The organism is Peribacillus cavernae, from assembly GCF_003989135.1.
GTDB lineage: Bacteria > Bacillota > Bacilli > Bacillales > DSM-1321 > Peribacillus > Peribacillus cavernae.
This window is the reverse complement of record NZ_RYZZ01000052.1, coordinates 18275-30951: the sequence shown is the minus strand read 5'-3', so window position 1 is coordinate 30951 and position 12677 is coordinate 18275. Positions and strand designations below refer to the sequence as shown.

The 12677-nt window shown below is 40.0% G+C and carries 11 protein-coding genes and 1 riboswitch; of the genes, 4 read left to right on the top strand and 7 right to left on the bottom strand.

The window, feature by feature from the left end:
• Positions 1 to 362: 362 nt before the first annotated feature.
• The 5 genes from rsgA to ELQ35_RS21915 all read right to left on the bottom strand — a co-directional run bounded on the left by rsgA (position 363) and on the right by ELQ35_RS21915 (position 6616).
• Positions 363 to 1454 (bottom strand): ribosome small subunit-dependent GTPase A, encoded by a 1092-nt coding sequence (rsgA, locus tag ELQ35_RS21930; protein WP_246026171.1) that lies wholly within the window; start codon positions 1452 to 1454, stop codon positions 363 to 365.
• Positions 1455 to 2109: 655 nt separating this feature from the next.
• Positions 2110 to 2355, bottom strand: a complete 246-nt coding sequence (locus ELQ35_RS21925) for a hypothetical protein (RefSeq protein ID WP_246026173.1) — start codon at positions 2353 to 2355, stop codon at positions 2110 to 2112.
• A gap of 35 nt (positions 2356 to 2390) precedes the next feature.
• A complete protein-coding gene (locus tag ELQ35_RS23510) occupies positions 2391 to 2522 on the bottom strand; it encodes a hypothetical protein (RefSeq protein WP_281278150.1) in 132 nt (43 codons plus the stop codon).
• Positions 2523 to 2687: 165 nt separating this feature from the next.
• A riboswitch (SAM riboswitch) is annotated at positions 2688 to 2795 on the bottom strand.
• 54 nt (positions 2796 to 2849) lie between these two features.
• Positions 2850 to 4868, bottom strand: coding sequence for an ABC transporter ATP-binding protein (locus ELQ35_RS21920; protein WP_126867298.1), 2019 nt, complete (start codon positions 4866 to 4868; stop codon positions 2850 to 2852).
• Positions 4865 to 6616 (bottom strand): ABC transporter ATP-binding protein, encoded by a 1752-nt coding sequence (locus tag ELQ35_RS21915; protein ID WP_126867297.1) that lies wholly within the window; start codon positions 6614 to 6616, stop codon positions 4865 to 4867. Before ELQ35_RS21915 ends, ELQ35_RS21920 begins: the two co-directional genes overlap by 4 nt.
• A gap of 644 nt (positions 6617 to 7260) precedes the next feature.
• Here ELQ35_RS21915 and ELQ35_RS21910 point away from each other — a divergent pair.
• Positions 7261 to 7623 (top strand): hypothetical protein, encoded by a 363-nt coding sequence (locus tag ELQ35_RS21910; protein ID WP_126867296.1) that lies wholly within the window; start codon positions 7261 to 7263, stop codon positions 7621 to 7623.
• A gap of 94 nt (positions 7624 to 7717) precedes the next feature.
• Entirely contained in the window at positions 7718 to 8506 is a 789-nt protein-coding gene (locus tag ELQ35_RS21905; protein ID WP_126867295.1) for a TIGR00266 family protein, read from the top strand.
• A 99-nt stretch (positions 8507 to 8605) separates the two neighbouring features.
• Here ELQ35_RS21905 and ELQ35_RS21900 read toward each other — a convergent pair whose 3' ends face one another.
• Complete coding sequence (locus ELQ35_RS21900; protein WP_126867294.1) at positions 8606 to 9823, bottom strand: MFS transporter; 1218 nt, start codon at positions 9821 to 9823, stop codon at positions 8606 to 8608.
• 482 nt (positions 9824 to 10305) lie between these two features.
• On the opposite strand from ELQ35_RS21900, the gene ELQ35_RS21895 reads away from it, so the two are divergent.
• Positions 10306 to 10803, top strand: a complete 498-nt coding sequence (locus ELQ35_RS21895; protein WP_126867293.1) for a GNAT family N-acetyltransferase — start codon at positions 10306 to 10308, stop codon at positions 10801 to 10803.
• 161 nt (positions 10804 to 10964) lie between these two features.
• Here ELQ35_RS21895 and iadA read toward each other — a convergent pair whose 3' ends face one another.
• Positions 10965 to 12137 (bottom strand): beta-aspartyl-peptidase, encoded by a 1173-nt coding sequence (gene iadA, locus ELQ35_RS21890; protein WP_126867292.1) that lies wholly within the window; start codon positions 12135 to 12137, stop codon positions 10965 to 10967.
• A gap of 180 nt (positions 12138 to 12317) precedes the next feature.
• On the opposite strand from iadA, the gene ELQ35_RS21885 reads away from it, so the two are divergent.
• Positions 12318 to 12641, top strand: coding sequence for an HPr family phosphocarrier protein (locus tag ELQ35_RS21885; RefSeq protein WP_185861866.1), 324 nt, complete (start codon positions 12318 to 12320; stop codon positions 12639 to 12641).
• Positions 12642 to 12677: the final 36 nt, after the last annotated feature.

The window sequence follows — 12677 nt, the reverse complement described above, 5'->3', positions numbered from 1 at the left end:
CACTAACTTTCCCACACTAAATGGCGAGGAGCCAGAAAAAGCGTGTTTTGAAAAAAGATGGATCAAAACACGCTCTTAATATATTCAATCGAATCATTCTTTTATAAAAAAGTTTGATCTTATGTGATCCTTATTCAATTAAAGCGCCAGATTGCTGAAAATAAAATATAAAAATTAAATGGGGAAATTCGTCATTAAACTTCCATTAAATTACAAATTCGTTTAATAAGTATCAAGTAATTTTACGATTTAACTTTTTTTCTATCCAAACAAAAAAGTGCCGGCTCAATATTGAGCCGGTTTCCCAACAAATATAATCTTTATAATTCTTGTACTCTTCCTAATACCATCCGTTTCGAGTTTCATCTATTTTTTTTCTCTTTTTGTTCTTTTAAGAACTTCCTAGCATTTTTCATGCCACCCATGCCACTAAACATCTCATTTATCTTTTCTTTTTCAATCATTTTAGAATTCAAACCTTCATACTTAGTTTCCCTTTTAAGTTTCCAATAGCTTTCTAGCCTTTCAACTGACAAAATGTCATCTTTAATTGCTTTTTGTACTGCGCAGTTTGGCTCATTTTTGTGGGTACAGTCGTTAAATCTACACTTAGAAGCAAGTTCATCAATATCAGCAAAGGATTTTGATAAATCAGCACTAATAATACCTATTTCTCGCATTCCAGGAGTGTCAATAACAACGCCTAAATCCGGCAACATAATCAGCTCACGCCTTGTAGTGGTGTGTCTTCCCTTATCGTCATTTCTAATTTCACTCGTATCTAATACACTTTGACCGAGAAGACGATTAATTAAGGTTGATTTTCCAACACCAGAAGAGCCTATAAATGCTACTGTCTGCCCATTTGAAAGATATTTTTTTAATGATTGATATCCATCATCAGAAATACTTGTTGTAACAAGCACATCTACACCTATTGCAACAGAAGGTATTTCGTTAAGTCTTACTTCCATTTCCTTACATAGATCTGATTTTGTAAGTACAATAACCGGGATCGCACCGCTATCCCAAGCGATAGAAAGGTAACGCTCTAATCTACGAAGATTAAAATCATTGTTCAGTGACATACAAATAAAAACTGTATCAATATTCGTAGCGACAACTTGAGTATCATTTTTAGAACCTGCCACTTTACGTGCAAAAACACTTTTCCGTTTTAGTATATGGTGAATAATTCCGTTTCCATGCGAATTATCTGTTCGATCGACCATAACAAAGTCTCCAACAGCAGGATATTCAGAAAGTTCGCTTACACTATGACGTAATTTTCCAGATATTTCAGCTGTATATTCACCTTTTTCCGTAATAACTTTATACAAATTTTTATATTGTGATGAAATTCGACCAATAAAAAGATCTTTATATATTTTAGACTCCTGTATAAATTTTTCAGTAAGTCCTAAATTTTTCATATTTATATTATTCAACTTCATTTCCTCCTAAAGTTTTGATTATAACCTTTGGGAGGTTCTATGCATGAATTTATTGTGCACATACCTCCCCATTTGTTACAATCTCAAGCTTTTGCTTACTATACATAAATCTACATCTCCTTTCTATTACTTATTAAGTTTCACTATATCATAATTTGCAACCCATATAAATTAAAGATCTTGGCATAAATCCCTTGGTTTTGTCGATGAAAGTCTTAATCTAAAATTTAACTTATATACTTGATCGAAGAATAATTTATACAACAATCTGGCCCGATTGTTGAACAAGAAAAAAATCCTACATTACTACAATAGGATTTTTGATCGTGGGGATTTATTTAGTTCAGGGCAAGTTCCCTCATTTTGTCTGATGATAAGAGAATATGATTTACTATTGCACGGTAAACGTTTTGCAATTTACCATCTAAGTAACCTGTGAGATTCCCATTAAATAAAACAGCTACTAAAGGAAAACCTTCTTCCTCGATGTCCGTATATGTAAGCACTGTTCCGTGATCTTCCAGGTTGGCTGCGATTTTTTCGAAGTCAGCATGTGTGATATTTTTATAAAAAAACAGAACGGTCTCTTCCTTATTTTCTTCCTGTTTCGGTGCGGAGAGATTTTTCGCTTTATCGCCAACCGGATTGTCATTCGTTAAGTATAAAGCGAAATGAAATCTTCTATAACAGCGCTTGCCGTTGGCTTTGCTCCGGCACCGGCTCCAATAAGGGTCAGATCTCCTAATAAATCAGTTTTGATCAGCACAGCATTATTTACCTTCTCCACACCATAAAGTGGATGCTCCGAATCTACAAACTCCGGCCTGATATCCACTTTCAAACTATTATCGACCGTTACAAGGTGCTTCACCCGCAGCCCCAATTTTTCTGCAGCTTGAATCTCCTCGATTGAAATAGCTGAAATACCTTCAGTCTTTACTTCATCCCAAACCGGTTTTTTATCAGCACCCCAGCTATTTCAATCGTTCTCCCGATTAAAGCCTCCAATTGTTCTTTTAGCTGTGTGATTGCCTCAAATGTGCCAAGTCCTACCGTTCCAAAACCCAATAGGACAACTTTTAGTGAAGTCCATATAGATTTCCCCTTCCCTGTTTAGCATTCCATTTTGCTTCTTTGTAGTGAAATGAACATCCTTATGGAAAAGTGAAATCAACGGAACAATAAAAAGCCCCTCTACCGTGGAGATAGAGAGGCTGCTTTGTCGGTATCCGTCACTTATCTCGCAAAGTATCACTTTGCAGGATTTGGCACCTTTTCAAACGATTGTTTGAAGGTTGCCGGGCTTCACAGGGCCAGTCCCTCCGCCTCTCTTGATAAGAACTATTCATTTCCATTATTGTAGCAGACTTTAGCGGAGTCTAACAACCGAAAGTTCTATCCTGCTAATCCTTTCTGCTGTCCCTGCTGAAGTTCATACATCTGATAATACTTGCCTTTCAATGCCATCAATTCGTTGTGACTGCCGCGTTCGACGATTTGGCCTCTGTCGAGAACAAGAATTTGATCCGCGTTTTTGATGGTCGAAAGACGGTGGGCAATAATGAATGTGGTCCTGCCTTTCTTCAATACTTCCATCGCCTCCTGGATAATTGCTTCTGTTTCTGTATCAATGCTCGAAGTTGCCTCATCAAGGATCAGGATGGCTGGATTGAACGCCAATGCCCTTGCAAACGAAATCAGCTGGCGCTGTCCGGAAGAAAGAGTGCTTCCCTTTTCAATGACCGGTGAATCGACCCCTTCTTCCAAATGGCTCAGCACTTGATCTCCACCTACATCCTTTAGTGCTTTTTCAATCATTTCGCGGCTGATTTTTTCATTTTCGAGACCGATGTTTGACGCGATTGTTCCGGTGAACAAATAAGGATCCTGGAGAACGATTCCCATATGCTCGCGCAGCGTTTGATGCGGGATATTTTTAATATCCATTCCGTCAATCGTAATGCTGCCCTCATTGCAGTCATAAAAACGAAAGAGAAGATTCATGATTGAGCTTTTGCCTGAACCTGTATGGCCAACCAATGCAACTGTTTCTCCCTGCTTTGCTGATAAAGTTATATCCTTAAGGACATACTTATCTTTTTTGTAACCAAAAGAGACATGATTGAATTCGACATTTCCTTTGTATCTCGGAATACTCCCATCGCTTACAGGAACACTGGGTTCATCCAACAAGCTAAATACTCTTTCACCTGCGACAAGCGCCTGCTCTAAATTGGCGAACTGATTCACAATGGCCTGGGCAGGATATAACAGCCGGTTAATAAAATCCACCACTGCATATAGCATTCCCAGGGAAATCGCTGATGAAGCAGTTAATGACTGACCGCCAAAATACCAGATGAATGCACATAAGCAAATGTTTTTTAAGACACTTATCAGGTTATAACTTGTTAAAGAATTCAGGTTCAACATCTTATTCTGATACGAGAAATGTTCCTGATTCAGCTTTTCAAACGATTCTTTCGTTTCGTTTTCGCGACGGAAAGCCTGAATCACGGTCATGCCCTGGATCGATTCATTAATCATCCCATTTATATCACTAACGCGAGCCCGAATGATCTGGTTGTATTTTGACGCAAACTTTCGGTAAAAAATTGTCCAGATTATGAGGATTGGAATCAACAGCAGCGAGATGGAAGCAATCTTAGGATTCAGGATGTACAAGGCGATGATGATCCCGATGATATTCATCGTGCTTGAAAAAAAGTTGGCCAGCACTGTTACATACAATTCGCGAATCGCTTCCGTGTCATTGGTAATCCTTGCAACGACCTTCCCCGCCGGCAGATTGTCAAAATACCTGATCGACAGTCTTGAGATATGCTCAAAAACATCCGTCCTCATTCGCTGCACAATCCTGTTTGCCGCTTTTTGAAGGTAAAACCTCTGACCATACTGAAAAATGGAAGAAATCACGACAAGTCCGAAATAGGCAAAGACTAGCGTTAAGATCCTTGAGATTTCCGGCTGATAAAAACGCATCAATTCTCGTCTTTGCAAGACACTTATCTTATAGCTGGCCTTTTCCCCCTCCTTAGTGATTGTTAGCGTATCACCTGATAGTTTTCTGCTGCCGTCAAAGGAAACTGGCTGATCCACGAAGACAAACCTTCTGCCGACTTGAAGAATTCTTGCTTCTTTTCCCTTTTTTTCGTTATCTGAAAAATATTCATCGCGTTTGTAGGATTCGCCTTGAAAAGAAACGGTATCTTTCCCCTTTTCTATCTGATACCATTTTGATTCAATGCCGAGGATATGGTGATCGATGATTCTTTTGGCTACGAAAGGTCCTGTTAGATCAGCTGCAACCGAAATCGAAAGCATAATCAGGGCTGCGATGATGATTGATTTATATAATGTGGCATATTGATAGAGCTTTTTTACGACTTTCATGCACCCACCCCCGTTCCTTCTTCAACCTGCTGTCTTTCAAATTGCTCTCTGTACCATCCATTTTGTTCAAGCAAAGCCTTATGACTGCCTTCTTCAATGATTTTTCCGTCATCAAGAACAATGATCCAGTCCGCATGTTGCACCGCTGATAATCTATGCGTCGTGATAATAGTCGTTTTGCCGGCTCTGTCCTTTTGGATATTATTGATGATCGTCGTTTCTGTTTTGGCATCAACGGCAGATAATGAATCGTCCAAAATTAATATTTCCGGGTTTTTGATGAGTGCCCTTGCGATCGATATCCGTTGTTTTTGCCCCCCTGAAAGGGCAACGCCTTTTTCGCCGACTAGGGTTTCCAATTTTTCCGGAAGCATTTCCAAGTCCTTTTCGAAGTCAGCTAAACGAATGGCAGTGCCTAGCTCCTGATCCGTCGCATTTTCTTTGCCAAATAAGATATTTTCCCTTACCGACCTTGAAAACAAGAAATGATCCTGTGGTACATAACCGACCCAATTTCTGACGTCTCTGATGGCAAGCTTATTCAACGGGATGTCTGCTATGGAGATATCCCCGCTGCCGTGCGGGTATTCGCGAAGCAGCTGCTTGACAAACGTTGTTTTACCGCTTCCGGTTTTCCCGACAATTCCAAGCGTTTCGCCGCGCCCGATCGTTACCGAAACATCATCCAAATTGACGGTGTTCGAGGCCGGATACGTGAAGCTGACACGCTTAAATGAAATATCTCCTGGCTTTTCGATGTTTTTTGTTACTTCTTCATTTTTCACATCTTCTTGATAAGAAAGAGTTCCCTGCACCCGGTCAAGGGAAGCATTTCCCCTTTGAAGCACGTTAATCAATTCGCCGACAGCAATCATCGGCCAGATCAGCATCCCTAAGTAAACATTAAAGGAAACAAGGTCTCCAAGTGTAATCTGCTGCTGGAATACCATATAAGCTCCATAGCCAAGTCCAATTAAGTAACTGATCCCAACCAGAATGGAAATGACCGGGTCAAACAGTGAATCAATCTTTGCAACTTCAATGTTCTTGCGGTACACATCCTCCGTCATCTTTTGAAAGCGCGCTTCATCTTCACGTTCCTGAACATATGCACGGATGACCCGCACCCCCGAAACCGACTCTAAAACCTTATCGTTCAATTCCCCAAACGCATCCTGCGCTTCCGTAAACCTCCTGTGGATTTTTTTTCCTAATACTTGCATCATGACAGCGAGGATCGGGAGTGGAAGAATCGCAGCGAAAGTCAGCTTCCAACTTATGGTCGCACCCATTACAAGCAAAATGACAAAGGTAAAGAGGATCGAATCGGCCAGCGTCAAAATTCCGAAACCTGCCGTATTGGAGATCGCTTTTAAATCGTTCGTACCCCTTGCCATCAAATCCCCGGTGCGATTTTTTTCAAAGAATGTCGGTGTCATCTTCAATAGATGTCCCATAAACCTGGATCTCATTTTCCTTTCAACCAGGAAAGCACCGCCAAGAAGCTGGTAGCTCCATAGATAAGTGAATAGATAAGTAGCAACGCCTACAGCGGCCAAGTATCCGATATATTTTATAATGCCATTACTCGTTAAGTTTCCATTGTTAATATCATCGATGGCCATTCCGACAAGCTTCGGCGGAATAACCTCCATGAGATTCACAAGACATAAAAATAAAATCGCAATCGTATAACGTTTCCATTGTTCTTTAAAGAACCATGATAGCTTTTTAAAAATTGAAAACACGCCGTAACCTCCTTAAAAAAATCAACTACCCGCTATCGGTTTCCACCTTATGGAATAAACGCACTGCTGATAAAACATATTGTCTAAATTCTTCCTGTATCCGCTTATTTTATGGAAAGGAGCTCTGCATCCGGATTCCCGATGAATGTATGCTTCTGAAAAGTGTAACCTTAACAAATTGAAAAAGCCTCCGCAGACATGCGAAAGCTTTTTATATACGTGAAAATCACGCAGAAATATAAAAAGCGCAGCCGCAATTATAATCGCAGCCTGCACTTAGAAAGTACGTTCGGGTTCGCTTTGTTCCGTTCAGATCAAAGCAAAAGGAGAGGCTGCGTTATATCTTTAATTGTTAGCCGTGTATCTTGCCTTTGAATGAAGATCATAACGTTCGCCCTCCTTAGAAAATTTATGGTTGATTGGTTCTTTGTAAGATTACTATGATATGAATATTTTGTCAATTGTGACTTTTTCTGTTTCTTGTTCAATGGCTTTTTCAAAAACAACGTTCTTAATCAGCCCAACAACAAACGATTCTGACCAATTTATTCATACGAACTCCCTACCCACGCCTTCGCACTAAGCGAATACATCCTCGACAATTTGGAAAGACTTGTGAAAAACAAAGAGGGATGAGGAAAATAATGAGGGGAATCGCACTTTTAAATCCTCACTTTTCGATTGGGGAGTTATCCAAAAAGGAGAGTCTGCTGATTCAAAAAGTTATTCTGGACAAACTCGTACATGAATTCGAAGTTGACCTGGTAAAGCTGAATCCATTTCAACTGGATGAATACTACACGATCCCGCACGCACTTCTCTACGATTTACAGATAAAAAAACCTGCTAAGCTTGATTGTCTGCTGTTGTATTCTTTCCAAACCATCGAACGGTTTCAATACATCTATCCCGAAAAGTGGGAAGAACTAAGCACTTGTTTTTCAAAAATCATCACACTGGACACAGAGGAAAAGCCTTTTTATATCTCTCCTTCTTTATATAGTTAATATTGTATTACGAATAGTAAATAACTATAGCGGAACCCTCTGCAATCTTTTACAATCAACTTAGAAGCTTGATATTCCAATAGGAGGTATACATATGAATAATCATGAAATTGATTACAAGATTTATGGAGATGATATGCAATTCGTTGAAGTAGAACTAGATCCGGATGAGACGGTGGTCGCTGAAGCCGGAAGCTTAATGATGATGGAAGACAACATCCACATGGAGACCATTTTCGGAGACGGTTCCGGCGGAGGCAGCGGCATTATGGGGAAATTGTTCGGCGCCGGCAAACGGATGCTTACGGGCGAAAGCTTATTCATGACCACATTTACCAATCAGGGCCATGATAAAAGGCATGTTTCCTTCGCTTCTCCCTATCCGGGTAAAATTGTTCCAATGGATCTAAGCGAGATGGGCGGCAAGATCATTTGCCAAAAAGACGCATTTCTAGCAGCAGCAAAGGGCGTTTCTGTTGGTGTTGAATTCCAACGGAAAATGGGCGCCGGCTTCTTTGGCGGCGAAGGATTTATTATGCAGAAGCTTGAAGGTGACGGCATGGCTTTTGTTCATGCAGGCGGAACAATCCATAAAAAAGAGCTAGCATCAGGTGAGGTGCTGCGGGTAGATACCGGTTGTTTAGTAGCGATGACAAGCGATGTAGACTATAACATCGAAATGGTTAAGGGTGTTAAAACGGCATTGTTCGGCGGGGAAGGCCTCTTCTTCGCTACACTGCGCGGTCCCGGAACAGTTTGGGTCCAATCACTCCCATTCAGCCGCCTGGCAAGCCGTGTTTTTGCCGCAGCTCCTCAGGGTGGCGGTTCTAAAGATGAAGGAAGTGTACTTGGCGGCGTATTCAGAATGTTTGATGGGGACTGATAGATAAGCAAAAGCTTGATCAAATGAACTATTCAATTGATCAAGCTTTTTATTTTCAAACTTTCATATACACAGGCTTTACTTAAGGAATTTAGTATTCTATATCTGGCCCTTTTCGCTCAAGTAACTTCTAAAATATATCGTGCAAAAGGCCGCAATCAATAATAAAGCGGTGGAAACCAAAAATGTTGCCCTGACATCGATTTTTTCTGTAATCAAGCCAAAGACCAAAGATGAGACGCCAAAAAGCAAGGAAGTCAGCGAACTTTGAGCCGCATATATCTTTGGAAGCTTTTCATCTGCCACCCTTTTTTGAAGAATTGTCTGTAAACCGATACTTTTCAGTTGTTCCATCATTCCAAAAACAGCAGATACCGCGAGAGCAACCCACGGGATTTCAGTAAAACCAAAGACCAAGGTAGCCAAGCACCCCCCTGCGGATGTCACCGTAACAATTCTTGTCAGCTTTCGCTCAATCAAATTTGCAAAACGCAAGGCAATGAATCCACCAACTACAAGTCCTAAAAGAAAGCTTGCATTGATATACCCCCACCATGATTCATCCATTTTCAACTGCTCTTTTACATAGACGTAAATAATCGCCGCAATCCATACAACGTTGGCCATGCTTTCCAATGAGAGTATCGCATGGATCAAACGCAATGAAGGATTTCGCCAAATCATAGCCCATCCTTCTTTAATCGAATGGACGATTGAACTTTCCTTCATTGCCAGTTTGTTGTTTGGCGACTGGGTTTGATCCTTAATAAAAAATTGAATCAATGTCGATAACAAATACAGGCAAAAAGTCAGCCAAATAACATTCTCCCCTCGCATGATCGCGACTAGGATTCCCCCCAGCGCCCAGCCTCCTAGTTGAATCGATTCATTCATAATCGAAAGAAAACTATTGGCCTTGACTAATTCTTCTTTTGGAACAAGGCGGGGAATCATTGCATTACTGGCAGGGATTGCCCAACCATCCAGGTAGGAAATCACAAAGACCAACAAAAAAATCGGCCCAATGTGATCAGTGACGCTGAAAAAATGGTAGCTTCCAAGAATGAGCAAACCAAACGTTTTTCCTGCTTGTGAACTTACTAGCAGAGTCTTTAATGAATACCTATCCATTAAAATCGGAGCAAACAATCCACTCACAAAACGTGCCGTCGTAATTGCAAATGGAATCACAGCCATGTAAAAAGCAGATCCAGTCATTTTGTACAGCACGGACATTAGTCCAACGATATAGAAGACATCTCCACTATTCGCCAATGATTGGCCGATCCAGAGATATCGAAAAGATTTATCCTTCATTAACACTACCCCTTATTATCTAATTCTGAATGAGGGATAGGTATTTACATTGGACTACCTCCTAAATAATAATTTGAGGCAATAAGCTTTTTTACACCGGATTCACTCCTTTTCCAGTTTTCAGGTATAATTATACCATGAATTCTGAAAACTCTTCACTTTTTTCCAAGTTTTGATGCTTCCGACGCCGGATCAGCTTGTATGGAACATGAGCAAAAATTATAGATGAAAACCGTAGAACATACTTAAAAACAATTCTTAGAGAGAATAAGGTTGACTCTGCTTATCTATCTACCGAGAGAGGTCATGGTAAACCTGAGTTATTTTTCTCAAAAAACGGTTTTGTAACAAACGAGTCGAGAATCATCATGACAACAACGTTTTGATTATCTGTTGATACGCACGAAAAAAGCATTGAATATTTATACGTATTGTAATATAAATATACATATTCTCAATTCAATTAATTAGGAGGAATTTGAATGTCATATGATGAACAAACACTCTGGACAAATAACGAAGGTTTTACGGTAAGTAATGATAAATGCTATCTTGACACTCAAGTAATTTATGAGTTTCTTAATAAAGAGTCCTATTGGGCTAAAGGAATTGCCTTGAAACTAGTAAAATCAGCAGTCGAAAACTCTACTTTATGTTATGGGATTTATGAAGGGAATCCTGCTAAAGAGAATGCTAAACAAGTAGGTTTTGCCCGTGTTATATCTGATCTTGTCAGATTTTCTTATTTAGCAGATGTATTTGTTATCCCGGAATATAGAGGGCGTGGACTAAGTAAATGGTTGATGAGCGTGATTACCGAACACCCACATCTAAAAGGAACAAGTTTTTTACTTTCCACAAAAGACGCTCATTCTCTTTATGCCCAGTATGGCTTTAAACCATTAGATCAAATTGAAAAAAGAATGGGAAGACCGCTTGATTGGGAAGTTATTTATAAAGGGTATGGTCTAACAAAGTAAAGTTTTCGCGTCTGTTTTTCTAGTTAAGGGACTATTTAAAAGGCTCCTTAACTAAATCAATATCAATTTTTTAAAAAGTATTAAATTAATCTTTTTAAGAATGGAGGAGTCACTCCCAAAAACCGGCATTCCACCAAGAATGCCGGTTTTTGATATGATCGCTATTCAAACGTACCTTTTGCGATTGCTTTTCCATTTTCCACCATCATCTGCCCCATCGCAAAAACCGTATCCACTTCATTCGTTTCTTTATTTAGTAAGACAAGGTCAGCATCCTTGCCTTCTTGGATGCTTCCTTTTTGAGTAAGCTTTAAAATCCGGGCGGGATTTGCAGTAATCACCCTGATCGCATCCTCGATAGACACTCCTTCTTCCATGATTGCTGCCCGGAATTCCCTAAGGAGGGATGAGCTTTTGCCAATGAACATCCCTCTCAGATAGCTATTTTCATCAAAATCCGGGAGACTCGCCTGCCCATCAGAGGTAAAGGTGATCCTGCTAATGTCCACACCTGCATCAAGGGCTCTTTTGAGCGCTTTGCTGGCTAGCACCTCGCCACCTTCTATAAACTCCTTTATTGTGCTTGTTGTGAAATCAATGAATCCTCCCTTGTTCGCATACTTGATACCCGCCTCAAAAAGGTCGTGATTGCGGTTTATATGTGTAGGATAAAACTGATGAATCGGTATCTCTGTTTTTTCAATTACTTGCTCAATCACATATAATTGATCAGGACTATCACCGACATGAATATTTACAATCCCGGCTTTACCTGATAAAAGACCGCCGATACGGGCCGCTGAAGCTACTTTTGCCATTTCTTCAATAGTCGGCTGGGATGAACGATGATCGGCGATTGCAATTTCCCCGGCTCCGATCACTCTGTCAATTAAAATCAGATCATCTTCAATTTTTCCTGTCAATGTTTTAACTGGTACCTGGTACGATCCTGTATGCACATAGCAGGTAATCCCCTCTTCTTCCAATGCTCTCGCCTTTGCAATCAAACTAGGCATCGTTCTCGTGGTACCATCCGTCCCGATCACTCCCACAAGCGTTGTGATTCCCGACAAGGTAGCATCCGTTAGTTGTATTTCCGGCGTCCGTGTTTTATAACCGCCTTCACCGCCGCCGCCGATAATATGTACATGAGAGTCGATAAATCCAGGAACCGCTATTTTTCCTTTAGCATCGATGACTTTAATATCAACAAACTGCTCCGGGACCTCGATATGGTCCTTGATGAAGCCAATTTGTTTTCCAGCTAACAAAATATCTTTCTTTCCAAGGAAATCAGGCGCATATACTTCCGCGTCTTTAATCAAAATTAACATACTTGAGATATCTCCCTTCTAACTTACGTAAATAAAAAAAGCGATAGTACTTTTGTAAAATAATTAATTTCTGTAAAAACAAAAAGGTTTTACTTTCAGTGTCCCGGGTAAATAAAACATACAACTAAACAATATAACAACAAAAAATACAAAAATTTTTCTCAAAGGAGAATGGCAAAAATGTACGAGATTATCTCAAAAGATGTGAAAATTAACAATAAACTAACCATGAGACAAATCATGTCTTTGTATCAGGAAATGAAAAACTACAGAGGCAGTATCTACATCATTTGTAAACACAAAGTGGTTGACCCTGCCAATTTGTCAAAATTAGTTTCTTTTATGCTGACTTTAGATGAAAAGTCTGAGCTTAAAGTGGTCGCTGAAGGCCAGGATGTTCAAAGTATCCTAAACAATGTAGAAAAATGCTGCCAATCTGTTTCTGGTAAAGAGGCTAATATTTACGAATTTTACATAAACCCAGCTGAGACGGTTCAAATATAATGTGAAATATTGCGGTCGGTTTTTAAATAGCCTTTG

Coding starts and splice junctions, on each gene's coding strand:
- rsgA (WP_246026171.1), bottom strand. CDS start 1,454: ATGAAGTTGAATAATATAAATATGAAAAATTTAGGACTTACTGAAAAA.
- ELQ35_RS21920 (WP_126867298.1), bottom strand. CDS start 4,868: ATGAAAGTCGTAAAAAAGCTCTATCAATATGCCACATTATATAAATCA.
- ELQ35_RS21910 (WP_126867296.1), top strand. CDS start 7,261: ATGAGGGGAATCGCACTTTTAAATCCTCACTTTTCGATTGGGGAGTTA.
- ELQ35_RS21905 (WP_126867295.1), top strand. CDS start 7,718: ATGAATAATCATGAAATTGATTACAAGATTTATGGAGATGATATGCAA.
- ELQ35_RS21900 (WP_126867294.1), bottom strand. CDS start 9,823: ATGAAGGATAAATCTTTTCGATATCTCTGGATCGGCCAATCATTGGCG.
- ELQ35_RS21895 (WP_126867293.1), top strand. CDS start 10,306: ATGTCATATGATGAACAAACACTCTGGACAAATAACGAAGGTTTTACG.
- iadA (WP_126867292.1), bottom strand. CDS start 12,137: ATGTTAATTTTGATTAAAGACGCGGAAGTATATGCGCCTGATTTCCTT.
- ELQ35_RS21885 (WP_185861866.1), top strand. CDS start 12,318: ATGTACGAGATTATCTCAAAAGATGTGAAAATTAACAATAAACTAACC.